Source organism: Bradyrhizobium canariense, assembly GCF_018130465.1.
Lineage (GTDB): Bacteria > Pseudomonadota > Alphaproteobacteria > Rhizobiales > Xanthobacteraceae > Bradyrhizobium > Bradyrhizobium canariense_C.
In genome coordinates this window covers 283,077-298,305 of sequence record NZ_JAFCKJ010000007.1, presented here as the reverse complement: position 1 = coordinate 298,305, position 15,229 = coordinate 283,077, and the positions used below count along the sequence as shown (strand labels likewise).

Annotated in this window: 12 protein-coding genes and 2 pseudogenes; 6 read left to right on the top strand and 8 right to left on the bottom strand. The window is 65.1% G+C overall.

Annotated features, from left to right (window positions below; translation table 11 throughout):
• Window positions 1-38 precede the first annotated feature (38 nt).
• Window positions 39-1,307, top strand: a complete 1,269-nt coding sequence (locus tag JQ591_RS20650) for a serine hydrolase domain-containing protein (protein ID WP_211397825.1) — start codon at window positions 39-41, stop codon at window positions 1,305-1,307.
• Here the strand turns inward: JQ591_RS20650 and JQ591_RS20645 are convergent.
• Together JQ591_RS20645 and JQ591_RS20640 are read right to left on the bottom strand one after the other, a co-directional pair.
• Complete coding sequence (locus JQ591_RS20645) at window positions 1,293-3,755, bottom strand: putative bifunctional diguanylate cyclase/phosphodiesterase (protein ID WP_211397824.1); 2,463 nt, start codon at window positions 3,753-3,755, stop codon at window positions 1,293-1,295. The genes JQ591_RS20650 and JQ591_RS20645 overlap by 15 nt on opposite strands.
• Window positions 3,756-4,917: 1,162 nt before the next feature.
• Window positions 4,918-5,769 (bottom strand): LysR family transcriptional regulator, encoded by an 852-nt coding sequence (locus tag JQ591_RS20640; protein ID WP_211397898.1) that lies wholly within the window; start codon window positions 5,767-5,769, stop codon window positions 4,918-4,920.
• Between the two features lie 106 nt (window positions 5,770-5,875).
• On the opposite strand from JQ591_RS20640, the gene JQ591_RS20635 reads away from it, so the two are divergent.
• Window positions 5,876-6,868, top strand: coding sequence for a zinc-dependent alcohol dehydrogenase family protein (locus JQ591_RS20635; RefSeq protein WP_249137349.1), 993 nt, complete (start codon window positions 5,876-5,878; stop codon window positions 6,866-6,868).
• 77 nt (window positions 6,869-6,945) lie between these two features.
• On the opposite strand, the gene JQ591_RS20630 is transcribed toward JQ591_RS20635, so the two are convergent.
• Both JQ591_RS20630 and JQ591_RS20625 read right to left on the bottom strand, forming a co-directional pair.
• Window positions 6,946-7,191 (bottom strand): hypothetical protein, encoded by a 246-nt coding sequence (locus JQ591_RS20630; protein WP_249137347.1) that lies wholly within the window; start codon window positions 7,189-7,191, stop codon window positions 6,946-6,948.
• Window positions 7,192-7,444: 253 nt separating this feature from the next.
• Window positions 7,445-7,937: pseudogene (locus tag JQ591_RS20625) on the bottom strand (aldo/keto reductase); the annotation flags it as partial.
• 82 nt (window positions 7,938-8,019) lie between these two features.
• Here JQ591_RS20625 and JQ591_RS20620 point away from each other — a divergent pair.
• Window positions 8,020-8,154, top strand: a pseudogene (locus JQ591_RS20620) (LysR family transcriptional regulator); the annotation flags it as partial.
• 159 nt (window positions 8,155-8,313) lie between these two features.
• Here the strand turns inward: JQ591_RS20620 and JQ591_RS20615 are convergent.
• The gene (locus tag JQ591_RS20615) at window positions 8,314-9,387 is read right to left on the bottom strand and encodes a hypothetical protein (protein ID WP_211397823.1); all 1,074 of its coding nucleotides are present in this window, start codon (window positions 9,385-9,387) and stop codon (window positions 8,314-8,316) included.
• A 242-nt stretch (window positions 9,388-9,629) separates the two neighbouring features.
• Here JQ591_RS20615 and JQ591_RS20610 point away from each other — a divergent pair, with 242 nt between their 5' ends.
• Window positions 9,630-10,670 carry a patatin-like phospholipase family protein gene (locus tag JQ591_RS20610; protein WP_211397822.1) on the top strand — a complete coding sequence of 347 codons (1,041 nt, stop codon included), beginning with the start codon at window positions 9,630-9,632 and terminating at the stop codon, window positions 10,668-10,670.
• On the opposite strand, the gene JQ591_RS20605 is transcribed toward JQ591_RS20610, so the two are convergent.
• On the bottom strand, window positions 10,671-11,099 hold the full coding sequence (locus JQ591_RS20605; protein WP_211397821.1) for a CBS domain-containing protein: 429 nt from the start codon (window positions 11,097-11,099) through the stop codon (window positions 10,671-10,673).
• A gap of 189 nt (window positions 11,100-11,288) precedes the next feature.
• Window positions 11,289-12,125 carry a rhomboid family intramembrane serine protease gene (locus JQ591_RS20600; protein WP_211397820.1) on the bottom strand — a complete coding sequence of 279 codons (837 nt, stop codon included), beginning with the start codon at window positions 12,123-12,125 and terminating at the stop codon, window positions 11,289-11,291.
• Window positions 12,126-12,589: 464 nt separating this feature from the next.
• Between JQ591_RS20600 and JQ591_RS20595 the strand changes: the two genes are divergently transcribed.
• Together JQ591_RS20595 and JQ591_RS20590 are read left to right on the top strand one after the other, a co-directional pair.
• Window positions 12,590-13,144, top strand: coding sequence for a PAS domain-containing protein (locus JQ591_RS20595; protein WP_211397819.1), 555 nt, complete (start codon window positions 12,590-12,592; stop codon window positions 13,142-13,144).
• A 226-nt stretch (window positions 13,145-13,370) separates the two neighbouring features.
• Window positions 13,371-14,159: a Crp/Fnr family transcriptional regulator gene (locus JQ591_RS20590; protein WP_249137346.1), complete on the top strand. Its 789-nt coding sequence runs from the start codon at window positions 13,371-13,373 to the stop codon at window positions 14,157-14,159.
• Window positions 14,160-14,437: 278 nt separating this feature from the next.
• On the opposite strand, the gene JQ591_RS20585 is transcribed toward JQ591_RS20590, so the two are convergent.
• Window positions 14,438-14,929: a phasin gene (locus tag JQ591_RS20585; protein ID WP_249137342.1), complete on the bottom strand. Its 492-nt coding sequence runs from the start codon at window positions 14,927-14,929 to the stop codon at window positions 14,438-14,440.
• Window positions 14,930-15,229 lie beyond the last annotated feature (300 nt).

The following is a 15,229-nucleotide window of genomic DNA, read 5'->3' as shown; positions in this document are numbered from 1 at the left end:
GTCTTGCGGCTTTGATCCCTGCGAGGGAGGAAGCCCGGATGAAGCGTCGTGAATTTCTGGTCGGAGCCGCGCTGCTGGCCGGCACGATAGCGCGAGGCCGCGCCGCCGACATCCCCGCACCGTCGTCCGACGGGCTCGACCGCATCACAGCGTATTTTGACAACGAGGTGACGACCGGCCGGCTGCCGGGCGCCGTGATCCTGGTCCAGCAGCACGGCAAGCCGGTCTATCTGAAGAACTTCGGCGTGCGCGACACCAGGACGGGTCTCGCCATGACGCCCGACACGATCTTCGCCATTCACTCGATGACCAAGCCGGTCACGTGCCTCGGCGCGATGATGCTGATCGACGAGGGCAAGCTTGCGCTCACCGACCCCGTGTCGAAATACATCCCGCTCTTCGCCGGCACCAAGGTGGGCATCGAGACCACCAAGCCCGGCGGCCCAACGACGGTCGAACTCGAACCGCCCGTCCGCCCCGTCAACATCGAGGATCTGCTGCGGCACACGTCGGGCATCAGCTACGATTATATCGGCGCCCCATGGGTCATGGAGGTTTATCTCGCCGCCAAAATCTTCGACGGCCCCTTCAACAACAGACAATTCGCCGACCGCATCGCCGAGCTGCCGCTGACGCGTCAGCCCGGGACGCTGTGGCGCTACGGGCATTCCACCGACGTGCTCGGCAGCGTGATCGAGATCATCTCGGGCCAGACGCTGTACGAATTCCTGAAGCAGCGCATTTTCGATCCGCTCGGAATGAACAGCACCAAATTCGTACTGAAGACCCCGGAGGAGCGCGCGCGGATGGCTCGGCCGCTGCCGAGCGACCAGGTCTTGCTCGCCGGCGAGCGCGACCGCCTCGACCATCCCGAATGGGAATCCGGCGGTGGCGGCCTGCTCTCGACCATCACCGATTATCAGCGCTTCTCGCAGATGCTGCTCAATGGCGGCGAGTTCGAGGGCAAGCGCTACTTAAGCCCCGCTGCGTTCAAGGCCATGACGACCGATCACGTCGGCCCCGGCTCGGGTGTGGGGCGCGACTATTTCTATTTCCCGGGCGACGGTTTTGGCTATGGCTACGGCATTGGCGTGCGCACCGATCCCGGCAACGCCAAGCCGCCGCCGGCCGGATCGATCGGCGAGTTGAAATGGGACTCAGGGAGCGGCACCTATTTCGGCGTCGATCCCAAGCTCGACTTGGTCTACCTCTTGATGCAGCAGACCCAGAACGAGCGCAGCCGCATCACGCCTGCTTTCAAGGAACTGGTCTACGGCACCTTTCCGTCCGAGTTACGCCGCCCGTGAGGCACGTTGGCCGAAATCGGCGAGCAGCTTTGCGATCTCGGCGGCGGGCCGCGCCGCGCTGAACAAGAAGCCCTGCACCTCGTTGCAGCCTTCGGCGCGCAGCCACTCGAGCTGATCCTCGGTCTCGACGCCTTCCGCGGTCGTGGTGATGTTGAGGCTGCGGCCAAGCCCCGAGATCGCGCGGACGATCGCGACGCAATCGGGCCGCTCTGCCAGATCCTTGACGAAGGAGCGGTCGATCTTGATCTTGTCGAAGGGGAAGCTGCGGAGATAGCTGAGGCTGGAATAGCCGGTGCCGAAATCATCCATGGAGATGCTGACGCCGAGCTCGCGCAGCTGATGCAGGATGGCGAGATTGGCGTCGGTCTCGGCCAGGAAGATCGACTCGGTGATCTCCAGCTCGAGCCGCTTCGGCGACAGACCGGACTGCGCCAGCGCCGAGATCACGACCTGGACCAGATTTCGGCTGCGGAATTGCGCCGGCGACAAATTGACCGCGACCTTGACGTCGACAGGCCATTTCACCGCCTCGGAGCAGGCCTCGCGCAGCACCCACTCACCGAGCTGGGTGATCAGGCCGATGTCCTCGGCGACCGGAATGAACTCCGCCGGCGAGATCATGCCCTTGTCGGGGTGATGCCAGCGCAGCAGCGACTCAAATCCGGAGATGCGGTCGGAAGCGATCGACACCAGCGGCTGGTAGTGCAGCTCGAACTCGCCATTGGCAAACGCGCGGCGCAGATCGAGCTCCATGTCACGGCGCTTCTGCGCCTGCAGATCCATCTCGCGCTCGAAGAAATGATGCACGCCGCCGCCGTCCGACTTCGCCCGGTACAGCGCCATGTCGGCGTTGCGCATCAACTCTTCCGACGTCGTACCGTCGCCCGGCGACAGCGCGATGCCGATGCTGGCGCCGATCACCATCTCCTGCCCGTCGATCTCATAGGGCGCCTTCAGCATGTCGATCAGCAAGCTCGCGCAGGCGCTGGCCTCGTTGGGCGAGACGTCGGCTGCCAGGATCACCGCGAACTCGTCGCCGCCGAGCCGGGCCGCGAGATTGGCGCCGCGGACCGCGGTGCTCAAACGGGCGGCAACCTCCTTCAACAGGCGGTCGCCCACCGGATGGCCGAAGGAATCGTTGATGTTCTTGAACAGGTCGAGATCGATGTAGAGCACACCGACCCGTTTCCCGCCGGCCTGGTCCAGCGCCTGCTTCAGGCGCTCCTGGAAATATTCGCGGTTCGGCAGATCGGTGAGCCCATCATGGTGCGCCATGTGGGCAATCCGCGCCTCGGCCTTGCGCCGTTCGGTGATGTCGACCACCGCGACCAGATAGCCGTCGCGATCATCGAAGGCGACGCGGCGGCCGAAGGTGAGCACCTCGATCTCGCTGCCGTCGGCGCGCAGATGCCGCCAGTTGCGCGAGGAGTGATAGGCGTCGCCGAGGCGTTCCAGCGCCTCGGCATGGCTGTCCCACTCGTCCTGCGGCCAGATCTCGTGCAACTTCATGCGCAGGAAGGTGGCGCGGCTGTAGCCGTAATGCTGGACCGCGGCGTCGTTGACGCTGAGAAACTGCTTGCTCTCGGCGTCGAACACCCACATCGGCATCGGATTGTTGTCGAACAGCAGGCGGAACGAGGCGTCGCGCCGCTTCAACACGGTGACATCCGAGATCGTCAGCGAGACCACGTCGGCGAACGCGGTGGCGCTCAGCCGGAGATGCCGACCGTCGCTCTCGATCTCCAGCTGCTCGCCGCGGCCGCCGGAGAGAGCCCTGAGCAGGAATTCCATGACCTCGAGCGAGGCCAGCAGCGTGTCTCCCTCGCCGATCCGGCGCCACAACAGGTCCGCGCCTGCGGCCTTCAGCAGCAGCCCCGCACTCTTGTTGTGGTGCACGATCTGGAGGTCGAACGGCTTGCCACCGGCGTCGCGCAGCGTCGCCAGCGAGACCACCGCGTCGTCGGTCGAAGCGAAGATCGCGTCCAGGAGATTGTATTGCGCACCGCGTTCGTTGATGTAGGCGCCGACCAGCGTCGCGCCCCAGCGCGAGGCGGTCGGCAGCGCCAGCACGTCGTAGGTCCTGACCATGCCGTCGCGCACGCAATGTGCGCTCGCCTGGTGCGGCCGTCCGTTGGCGAGCGCGCTCGCCGCAGCTTCCGACAGCGCGGTGGCGCAATCCGGCGAGAGCGCCGCGACCGGGATGTCCCAACGCTCTTCGCCGAGCCAATTCTGCACGTAGCGTCCGCTGCGCGACAGTTCGAGGGCGCCGTCGCCCTTGAGCAGCGCGATATGGTCGGCGAGACGTCCGAGGCTGCCGAGCATCACGTCCTCGTAGCGCGGCAGCCGTTCGCCCGGCTTCAACGCGGCACGCCATTTGCGCTGAAGCACCGGGATGTCGTCAAACATTTCGGCGGCCGGTTTTCCCGACACTTTCTTCGCGGCACTCATGGCAGTCCCCAACGCACTTTCCCGCCGCATCCAATGCAGCCGCGCTTAACGGCGTGTAAAGAGCGCGCGAGCGCGGGTTCCGTTGAGCAATTATGACAGTTTAAAGTCGGGCGTTGGTTAGTGGGCATTAGAGACTATGACGGTTGTGCGAAGGCACGGAGCACGTCCGCGCGCGAACGCGCGCCTTCGGCGCGCAACGGCTCCAGCGCCATCATTGCGAGCGCAGCAAAGCACTCCAGAGTCTTTCCGCGGCGGCGGTATCCATTCCGTCATCCTGAGGTGCGAGGCTTGCGATGCGAACGCATCGCAAGCCGAGCCTCGAAGGATGAACGGCCGGGATGCGGCCGGGCCGTCGCCCTTCGATGCTCGCCCCGCGGCGCACATGCGCCGCAAGGCTCGCACCTCAGGGTGACGGTGATGGTTGCGCGCTTGCAGCAATATTCGGTCCTAGACTTCCAATCGGCAGTCACACCTTCGCATCCTCGCGGCGTGGTCGCCCGAGCTTTGCCTCGATGCTTCACCCCCATACGAAAGAGGGCGCAGGGAAGACCGGGCGCCGGCTGGCACCCGCGGTCCACTGTGCGAAGTTGCAGTCAGAAATTTGCACAGCGGCATACAGGTGAAGCCAAGACATCCCGGCCTTTCCCTGCGCAATGGTTGGAACGGCTTATGTCGTGCTCTCCCCGGGGAGCGATGCACTATTGCCCCCGTCGCCTTGCGGATGGCTGATGCGCGGACCCGGTTGGGCCGCCACATCACCGCAAGACTTGGCGCACAGACCCCGGGCGCCAGGACGACACGATTTCGCCGTACGCCGATCACACCGGTCGTGCGCGCGATGCCCTCGCTCACGGTTGCCCGCCCTGCGAAACCTTTCGCGCCGATGTGATCCACGTCCACCGCCGCCCGGCCCGCGTTCGTGACGATCGCGATACGCCCCTCTTCCTTGGGCCGGGTTGCGGCGACACATACGCCGTTTCCGAATTTCGGTAAAGTGGAATATTTTTGCCGGCCGGCATCGACCAAGGGATAGCGTGTTTTGCCCGACGGGCAACGCGAGATCTTGTAGCCCGGATGAGCCAAGCGCCATCAAGGATTCCCACCACGAGCGGTCCCGGGCATCGCTTTGCTCACCCGGGTTACGGCAGCGTGTCGAAAGCGATCACCCCGCCAACCGCTCGATCACGAGATCGAGCAGCGCGCGCAGGCGGGCGAGGCGCCTGAGATCGCGGTGATAGCCGACATAGGTGTCGCGGCCGGGCGGCATCGCGCCGATGTCGAGCGCCACCAGCCGGCGGTCGCGGTCGCCGAGCGGACGCGGCAGCACCGCGAGCCCACCGCCGCTCGCGCAAAGCTCCGCCTGCGCCTGCCTGTTGTTGCTGCGCGAGGCGATTTCCGTATTCGGCAGCACGCGCTTCAGCCACAGGGCATCGGGCATGTCGGCGAATTCGGCATTCATGGTCACGACGCGGACACCGCTTCCGTCGCCGGCGCGTGGCGGCTTGCTGCCTTTCTTGCCGTAGAGTGCGTAGGGAATGTGGAGCAGCTTCCGGGAGATCACTTCAGGTTCGTCGAACGGTTTGATGCGGAAGACGAGATCGGCCTCGCGGCGCGGCAGGCTGTAAAGGCGCGCATCGGTCAGAAGCTCGACGGTCACTTTGGGATGGCGCTTGCCGAAGGCGGCAATCACCGGCGAGAGCATCACCGTCCCGAACCAGTCCGACGAGGACAGGCGCAGCAAGCCATCGAGCTGCGTCTCCGCGCCGGACGCACGCCGCTCCAAAGCGAGCGCCTCCTCTTCGATCCGCTCGGCGTGGCGCAGCACGGCCGTGCCCTCGTCGGTCAGCACGAAACCATCCGCCGTGCGCTGGAATAGCGTCTGTCCGAGCGATTGTTCGAGCGCGCGAAGTCGCCGCCCCATCGTCGGCTGGGTCTGGCCGATCTTCCGTGCGGCCGCACCGAGCGTGCCTTCGCGCGCAATCGCCAGGAAGATGCGCAGATCGCTCCAGTCCACCGAGATGGCCTCCTCATACAAAAACGCACGGTAATCGTACATTCTCATTCCTTCCCATGCAAAAAATAATGGGCATATTGGAGGCCGACCACGGAGCAAGACCATCATGACGAGACAATCGACGATGCGCGCGGCCGTCCTGACGACCCACAACGCGCCGTTGCGCCCCTCAACCGTCTCCACGCCCGAGATCGGCCCGCGCGAGGTGCTGGTGCGCATCCGCGCGAGCGGGGTCAATCCGCTCGACACCAAGATCCATGCCGGCACGGCGGCGCATGCGCGCCATCCGCTGCCTGCGATTCTCGGACTGGATCTCGCCGGCGTGATCGAGCAGACCGGGCGTGACGTCTCGCGGTTCAAGCGGGGCGACGAGGTCTATGGCATGACGGGAGGTATCGGCGGTGTGCAGGGATCGCTCGCCGAATTCGCCGCTGTCGACGCCGACCTGTTGGCTTTGAAGCCTGCCAATCTCAGCATGCGGGAGGCAGCCGCCCTGCCCCTCGTCTTCATCACGGCCTGGGAAGGACTGATTGACCGCGCGGCGCTGAAGGCCGGCCAGAAGGTGTTGATCCATGGCGGCGCAGGCGGCGTCGGCCACGTCGCGATCCAGATCGCGCGCGCGTTCGGAGCAGACGTGTTCGCGACCGGCTCGGCATCGCAGCGCGCCACCGTCGAAGGCTTTGGCGCGACCTTCATCGATCGCGATACCGCCGTCGCGACTTATGTTGCAGAGCATACGGGCGGCCGCGGCTTCGACGTCGTCTACGACACCGTCGGCGGCAAGGTACTCGACGCCTCCTTCGAAGCGGTGCGCCGCTTCGGCCATGTCGTGAGCGCGCTCGGATGGGGGACGCATGCGCTTGCGCCGCTCTCGTTCCGCGCCGCCACCTATTCCGGCGTGTTCACGCTGCTGCCGCTGCTCTCAGGCGAAGGCCGCGCGCATCACGGAGAGATCGTAGCGGAGGCCACCCGCCTCGCCGAGGCCGGCAAGCTCGTGCCGACGCTCGATGCCCGGCACTTCACGCTGGAGAACGTCGGCGATGCCTATGCGCTGATCCGCGATCGCGCCGCGAAGGGCAAGCTCGTCGTCGACATCTGACGGCGCCCGCAGAGAAGTCACGCAGCCCGGATGGAGCGAACCGCAATCCGGGCTTTGGGCCCCGCGCGCGGATGCCGCTAGTCCTCGCTGGAGGCCGCGGAGCGATCGCGCAGCAGATGGGCCTGCGACAACAGGAAGAACAAGGCGCGCTCGCCATGATATTTGGCGGACGGCCGGGTCCGCTCGAAGCCATCGGCAAATTTCTTGCCGGACTGGTCGCACACCTGCCACCGCCAGCCGAACCGCTTACGCCTGGTGAGGATCACTTCGAACATGCCGACGAGCTTGGTCCCCTGCTCCTTGCCGATCTCGCAGACGCACAAGCCTGCTCCGGCCTCCTCCGTTGGAGGGATGCCCGACATATAACGCAGCAGGATGGAAAGAGAATAAAATTGATTATCGGAAACAGGTATCTTGCACCGGCTGTGAGGAAGTCGTGAGGCTTCTGGAATAAGCCGATGGTGGCGGTGTTACCGGCCCTCCTGCTGCTTGGTAGCTGCTGACAGAGGTATTCAAGTCGGAACACAGGCGGCGAAGTCCGGTAAGCGAATGCTCACCGGACTGCCATGACAGACCTCAGCGGCCGACTCGCGCCTGGAGATGCGCAGGATAGCGGTCGCCTTGGACCACGACCCTCGCCAGCACGTCGGCGATGGCGCGGAGATCCGCATCCGACAGCATCACCGCCGCCGCGCCAACATTCTCCTCGAGCCGATGCAGCTTGGTGGTGCCGGGAATCGGCACGATCCAGGGCTTCTGCGCGAGCAGCCAGGCCAACGCGATCTGCGCCGGCGTCACCTTCTTCGCCGCGGCGATCTCGCCAAGCAGGTCGACCAGCGTCTGATTGGATTTTCGTGCGCTGGATGAGAAGCGCGGTACGATGTTGCGGAAGTCGCTCGCGTCGAACGTCGTGCTTTCGGTGATCGCGCCGGTCGCGCCACCACAGTGAATATTCGCTTTGCAATGCGGTAACGGGCTGCACCGCGTGGGCGCGGCGAATGGTCTGCGCGCCAGCTTCCGACAGGCTGAAATGCAGGACCTTACCGTCGCGGATCAGCTCCGAGCTCGTCGTCGACTACGGCCTCACCGACATCGTCACCGAGCGCTACGATGCCGGCGTGCGCCTCGGAGATCTCGTGAAGCGCGCGATCGCCGACGGACGGCTGATCCGCGTGCTCGCCGACTGGTGCACGCCGTTCGCGGGTTATCACCTCTATTACCCGAGCCGGCGGCAGCCGGCGCCGGCCTTCGCCGTGCTGGTGGATGCGCTACGGTATCGGAAGTGAGGGCGCGTACTCAGCTCTCGTGCCCCGGACGCAGCGCAGCGCTCCTTCAGCGATGCGCTGCGGAGCCGGGGCCCATCCAACGAAATATGTGCTTGTGGCCTTCTGGGTCCCGGCTCTGCGGAGCGTCACTTCGCGCCGCACCGCGTCCGGGACACGAAACTACCGCGCGACCACTTCCACTTCGCCGTCGACGCCGTTGACGACGTTGAAGCCGCGCTCGTAGACCTTGCCCTCGTTCTTGGCGATGGCGCGGTATTCGCCTTCGGAGAGCACGACGCGCGGGAAGGCGCCGATCGATTCCTTGATGACGTCGCCGCCCGGGGTCAGCACCGACCAGGCGGTGTTGGCGAGCGCCTCGCCGCCCCTGTCGCTGACGAGCTTGAGCGTGATGACGGCGGCGCGGTGAGTGATGGTGACGTCGGTGAGCTTGCTGGCCTGGACGCGGATGTCCGAGCGCACCACCGAATTGGCGTCGCCGTAATTCGAGATGATGTAGTAGGTGCCCTCCGGCAGCAGCACGACGTCGCCGGCGGCGACGTTCGGCACCAGGGAGGCGCGCTCGCCGGATTCGAACTGGCTGCCCTTGTAGATCGCGAACGAGATCTGGTTCTGCGGAATGCGGCTGGTGCCGACGCGGCCCTCGATGCGCAGGCCGCCGGCCGGCAGCACGAAGGACTCGCGGTCGGTCTCGGCCTTCAGGCTGACGGTGCGCACCGCGCTGACGAGGCCAAAGGCGACGTGCACGACGTAATTGCCGGGCGGCAGCACGATGTTAGGCGTGGCATTGCGGTCCTCGCGGATCAGCTTGAAGGTGCCGTTCTCGTCGGGACGATCCGCAAACACGCGCCAGACCAGGCCGCTGGTGATCGGGGGGGTGTCCTTGCCGTATTTCGCCGTCAGCGACAGCACGCCCTGCCCGGGGACGGCCGCGTTGAGCGGCGCTGCCGGCGGCACGGTCGTGACCGCGGGTGGCGGCATGCTGGGCGTGTTCGGCTGCATCAGGGTCGGCGGCAGGCTCGGGGGGCCGGCACCCGCACCCGAGGGCGGCGCCAGGCTGACGGCACCGCCGGGATCGGGCACCGAAGCGGGCGGCACCGGCGGCGGACGATCGGAGAACAGCTGCGCCTGCGCAGCATTCTGGCCAAGGATATAGAGGCAGGCAGCAAGGATCAGCGTCGGCAGCAACGATGCGCTGCGCCGCCATCCGATGATGCCGTCACCCCCGAGAGTCATGCCACCTGCTTTTCACCGAAAACGCGGCAAATTCAAGCCTCTGAAACCCCAGGAAATACGGCCTCTACGGTTTTGTGGAACCCGGTTGACGCCTGCGTGATTACCCCGGAGGCAACCGCCCCTCGCCATACTCCTGCCCCGTGGCCTTCCCAAACCGGCATAAACCATGCTTCGGCCCGGTTCTGGCGGAGCGCGAGTGCGGTGCCTAGTCTGATGGCGGGTCCCGGCGTAGGAGAGTCTCGGTGCTGGACATATTGAAGGGGCGGAGCTCGAACGGCGAGAAGGTCGGCGAGAAAGTCGGCTTGGGCAGCATCCGCCGGCCGGTCATTGGCCTTGCCCTCGGCGGCGGCGCCGCGCGTGGCTTCGCTCATATCGGCATTATCAGGACCCTGCTCGCCAACGGAATCGTGCCTGAGGTCGTGGTCGGCACCTCGATCGGCGCGGTGGTCGGCGGCCTCTATGCGGCCGGCAAGCTCGATACGCTGGAAGAATGGGGCCGCAGCCTGCAAGGGATGCGCAACATCCTCGGCTATCTCGACATCCGCCTCAACGGCTCCGGCCTGATCGGCGGCGAGAAGCTGGCGACCCGGCTCGAGGCCGCCTGCGGCCAGACCCAGATCGAGGATCTCCCGGTCAAGTTCGCCGCCGTCGCGACCGAGGTCCGCACCGGCCACGAGATCTGGCTGACGCGCGGCCGCGTGGTCGAGGCGATGCGCGCCTCCTATGCGCTGCCCGGCATCTTCTCCCCAGTCCTGATCGGCGATCGCTGGCTGGTCGACGGCGCATTGGTGAACCCGGTGCCGGTCTCGGCCGCCCGCGCGCTCGGCGCCGAAATCGTCATCGCCGCAAATCTTTCCAGCGACATCTTCACCTATTCGACGACGGTCTATTCGCACGGCGCGAGGCCTGAACCGGCGATCCCCGTGGCCGAAGAGCCGACGTCAAAGCGGCGCTTCCCGAGATTCTTCTCGCCTGAGAAGACGGTGAAACGCGAGTTCTTCGGCGGCGGCAGCGCCCGGCCCGGCCTCTCTTCGGTGATGGTCGACGCCTTCAACATCATGCAGGACCGCATCACCCGCGCCCGCCTCGCCGGCGATCCGCCCGATATGCTGATCACACCGCGGATCGGCCAATTCGGCTGGTTCGATTTCCACCGCTCCGAGGACCTCATCGCCTTGGGCACCCGCGCCGCCGAACGCGCGATGGAGTCCATCCAGGAGGCAATCCACGAGCTGGCGCCGGCGCCCGAGGGCACCGCGCCCAAAGCCGACCAGCAGGACTGATCAGGCGGTCTTGATGTAGTCGCGCAGGGCTTCCTGCTCGGACTCGTATTCCTGCACCCGACGCTTGACGATGTCGCCGATCGAGATCAGGCCGACCACCTTGCCGCTGTCGACCACGGGCAGATGGCGGAACTTGCCGGTGGTCATCATCTCCATGAGCTCGGCGACCGTGTCGGTCTCCTTGCAGGTGACGACCTTGCGGGTCATGACCTGAGAGACCGGCTCCTCCAGCGCGACGGCGCCGCGCTCGCCGATCACCCGCACGATGTCGCGCTCCGACAGGATGCCTTCCAGCCGGGTCTGGTTCATCACCAGCACAGCGCCGATCTTCTTCTCGGCGAGCAGCTTGACCGCGACCGCCAGCTTCGCGTCCGGCTCGACGCTCATGATCTGGTGGCCCTTGGTGTTGAGAATCGAACGTACCGTCATTGTCGCCTCCCTGAATCGGAACCGCCCGCTGTTCGCGGTCCGGACTTGTTCTTCGAGTCTTCAACTAACAGTGTCAGCGCCGGTTTCATGCTCGTGCGCTTTGCGAAGCATCGCCGCTAGTGGCCTGTCGCTTCGGAACATTCTTCTCGGGAATGATGGATGAATTCGGGCGGCGCCGCAAGCGCCGCTTCAAATACCGTCTGAAATGTCCTGTGATGACGCATCCGCAGCATCGCTTCGCACGCGCGGCACGGGATCGAACAGCGCGAACAGCAGCAGTCCTGCGAAGAAGCCGCCGATATGCGCCTGCCAGGCGACGCTCGTGGTCTCGGAGTCGATACCGATCGCGCCGACCCCGAAGATGATGTTGACGCCGAACCAGACGCCGAGGAAGCCCAGCACCCGCCCGTCGCGCAGCGCGCGCGACAGCGGCAGCGCCGGAACTCTCGCGGCGGTATCGGCATCCGATCGGCTGAACGACAGGAAGCTGCCGCGAACGAAGGCAAAGCGGATCGCCGCCGCCATCGCGCCGGACACCGAGGCCGAGGCGCCGATCATCGGCGCCACCGCGTGCTCATGGGTGACGAGATGGGCGAGCGCGCCGGCCGCCGCCGTCACCGCGAGGAACAGGAAGAACCTGATGGCGCCAAAGCGCCGCGCCAGCGCGCTGCCGAACGGCAACAGCCACAGCACGTTGAAGCCGAGATGGGTGAGATTGGCGTGCAGCAGCGAATAGGTGACGAAGGTCCAGACCTTGGCACCGGCCCCGCCGGGAATCTGCAGATTGAGCAGCGAGGAATCGTAGCGCTTGGGGATGAAGCCGAAGACGTCGATGGTCCAGTTCTCGATCTCCGGCGGCAGCAGCACCCGCAGATGGATCACCGCGAGCAAGAGGATATAGGCGGTCAGCGCGAACGGCAGCGTCAGGATCGGCTCGCGCGGAGCCTCTTCAACGACGGCCGGCGCCCCCCGCGAAGGGTCTTGCGACGGAGGATCTTGCGGCGGAGAATCTTGCGGGGAATCCAAGGCAGCTTCGCTTTCAGGCGCGATCGGAGCGACAGGCTTAACGACAGGCCTTGGAGATAGGCGCCTTTGCCCGCGCTGCGCAAGTGCACAAAAGGAAAAGGCAGGGCCCTGGGAAAGCCCTGCCTATCCGTGTCGGACTTCCGGTACCCAGAGAGACGGGAATATCCCCACCCCTCCCCGCGGCCGGTGACCAAACTGTTTGACGCTGTGTACAGGCCTCGCCGAGAACCTGGAGCAAAGCGGCGAGGCTTGCGACCGCGGTCACCATAGCAGCGGGACGGCGCACGGAAAGCGCATAGTTAATTTAACGTTAACGACGCAAAGGCAGCGCCAGGGGCGCCGAAAACGCCTCCGCGGCATGGACGCTGCAAATCCCCTCCTGCACAACAACAAAGGGATCGCGGCTGCACTGAAGCGGGACAGGTTTGTCCCGCGAGGTTGCGCCCCGGGGTAAGCGTTCAGTCATGAAACATCCGTCGAGCCGCGAGTTCTTCGCATATTGGGACAAGAAGCGCGGCACTGCGCGGGCCCCTGACCGGGCCGATATCGATCCGGCCGCCGTGCGCGGCCTGCTCGGTGACATCTTCGTGCTGTCCTGCGAGCCCAATCTCGGCTTCCCGTTCCGCGTTGCCGGCACGCGCGTCTGCGCGCTCGCAGGGTGCGACCTCAAGGATTCGAGCTTTGCGGCGCTGTTCAACGAGGCCAGCCGTCGCGAGATCGAGGAGATCACGACCATCGTCGCCGACGAGAGCCTCGGCGCAATCGCAGGCGTCACCGCCGCGCGCGAAGACGGCAGCAAGGCGCATCTCGAACTGCTGCTGCTGCCGTTCAACGCCCGCCCGCATACACCGGTGAGCGTGACAGGCGTGCTCGCGCCGTTCGACGACGAATGCGGCGCGCTTGGCCCGTTCGCCCTCACCTCATGGCGCTATCTGCACCAGCCGGAAAAATTGCTGCCGCGCGCGATCCGCAAGCTGCAGGTCGCACGCGGTCTGATGGTGTATGAGGGGTTGAGGTAGGAGTAACGTCGGTCAGGGCGCGCAGCGTTTGCAAGCCGCCCGATCTTCGTCGCAGTCAGACGCGCCGGCCCCCGCCGGCGCGCAGGCTCGCGATCCGTGATTGGAACTTTACCTGTTGAAGTGCGTTTATCCGCCTGTCGTCGCAAGCGTCTGCGCGGCGACGCGGCTCGGTCGGAAACGATGTGTTTGCTAGCCGCCGGGCCTCGGTCGAGGGGCGATGCCCGTGATGGAGCACGCAACCAGAGTTGGTAATCGCCTGTTAGCTGCGTTACCGCCGGCCGACTTCGCTTTGCTTGCACCGCATTTGCGGAAAGTACCGCTCCCGCACGACGCAGTCCTGGTTCGATCGGGCGACCGGATCGAACACCTCTACTTCCCCTGCAGCGGCGCGATCGCCCTCATCTTGGAATTGCCGAACGGACAAACGGCCGCAACCGCCGTGATCGGCAACGACGGCGCCGTCGGACTGATGACGGCGCTCGGGCCCGTCCGATCCCCCCTGACCGCGGTTGTCCGCGTGGCCGGGACCGCACTGCAGATCTCGCCCGCGCGCTTTCACGCGATGCTCGAACACGGCCCCGCCATCGCAAGCGCGGTTCAGATTGTCACCAGGGCGATGATGACGCAATTCCTGCACGTCGCGGCCTGCAATGCGCTGCACTCCGTCGAAGCGCGCCTCGCCCGCTGGCTGCTGCACATTCACGATCGGACGGATGGCGGTAACGTCCTGCCCTTGACCCAGGAGACGTTGTCGGAATTGCTCGGCGTCCGGCGTACCACGGTCACGCACGTCGTAAGTGCACTTCGAACATCAAGGGCGATCAAATCCAATCGACGCGGCCAACTCGAGATCGACAGGCAACGGCTCGAGGTCGTCGCATGCGAGTGCTACAAGGTGATGAGCCGCAGGATCGATCGGATCGTTTCGCGGGATGCGTTAAGGGTCCTTCACGCCGCGCCGGCGCGGGACGGCTCCCCGCGCCCGGACTTCCCGTTCGCCAAGACCGACTCGTAGACCCAGGCCTCCCTGGCGAACCACTCGTGCGTCGCCGCGCACATCCGGCAATAGGTACGCGAAAAGAACACAGTACTGCAGCGAAACCTTTCTCCATCCATCTCGATGCCTGTCGGAATTGCGCTTCCCGTTTCCGGGCACTTGATCATCACCATACCCATCCTGATTTCCCTCCAGCTTGGCATCACCTCACGGCGAGGCTGGCCGCCACCGGCTGGACGGCGTCTCTTCTCGCGAAGACGCTCGTCCAGCCGATCCACGTGGCCAGTAGCTTCGATTCAAGCAGCCCTATGCAGAACCCGGTTGAAGCTGTTCTTGATCGGCTCGGCCGTCTCGGTCGCGACCTTCTGGGCCAGATCCCAAAGCTCCCGTTTCTGGGCGGAAGCCGCTTCAAAGGTCTTGCGGCCGTGAGCGGTGGAGAGGTTCACGAGGTCCGCAAACGACCTCGCGTCTGCAAGCTGGGAGAGGAATTCCAGCGCGGAGCTGGTATTGGCGTTGGATATTTCGATGACCTTGGTGCCGTAATCGGCGGCACGTTTGGCATTGATCGAACAGGCGTCGCAGAGAGCTTCCGTGATCTCCTCGGAAGTCGCCTTCATCTGCTCGAAATTTGCCTTGGCCCGCGTGGCGGCCGGCGCGGCGAGATCGCCGAAGATCGCCTGGATGTTGAAAAACGGTATGTCGAATTTGAAGTTTGCATTTCCGTTCGCCGTCCCATTCAGCGGAGCGGCATTCGTCTCGGCTTTCACATTGGCATCACTCACGGGCATTCATCCTTTCAAGCGAAACTAGATAATGGATTGAAGACTCCCCGACGCGCCCAGGTGCGTACTGCACCGGGACACCAGTGCCCCTACTTTCACGATGGTGGGATGCTGCCGCGAATATACCGCTCTTGCCCCCTGCCGGAGCCAACTATGGCCGACGAAGGTCGAAGCTTCGGTTCGCTTTCGGACTCTTGACTTGATTTAATTCGATTCATCTGATGCTGCGGCGCAGGCAGCATTCTGCATCTTTGAAGTTGCTGCCATTGCACGCGCCAACTTAAGATCAGCGCCGGCGAGCTATTC

Bases quoted from the DNA above. Each gene is read 5' to 3' on its own strand.
- JQ591_RS20650 (WP_211397825.1), top strand. From the start codon at position 39: ATGAAGCGTCGTGAATTTCTGGTCGGAGCCGCGCTGCTGGCCGGCACG.
- JQ591_RS20645 (WP_211397824.1), bottom strand. From the start codon at position 3,755: ATGAGTGCCGCGAAGAAAGTGTCGGGAAAACCGGCCGCCGAAATGTTT.
- JQ591_RS20635 (WP_249137349.1), top strand. From the start codon at position 5,876: ATGACGAGACAATCGACGATGCGCGCGGCCGTCCTGACGACCCACAAC.
- JQ591_RS20615 (WP_211397823.1), bottom strand. From the start codon at position 9,387: ATGACTCTCGGGGGTGACGGCATCATCGGATGGCGGCGCAGCGCATCG.
- JQ591_RS20605 (WP_211397821.1), bottom strand. From the start codon at position 11,099: ATGACGGTACGTTCGATTCTCAACACCAAGGGCCACCAGATCATGAGC.
- JQ591_RS20595 (WP_211397819.1), top strand. From the start codon at position 12,590: ATGAAACATCCGTCGAGCCGCGAGTTCTTCGCATATTGGGACAAGAAG.
- JQ591_RS20590 (WP_249137346.1), top strand. From the start codon at position 13,371: ATGGAGCACGCAACCAGAGTTGGTAATCGCCTGTTAGCTGCGTTACCG.
- JQ591_RS20585 (WP_249137342.1), bottom strand. From the start codon at position 14,929: ATGCCCGTGAGTGATGCCAATGTGAAAGCCGAGACGAATGCCGCTCCG.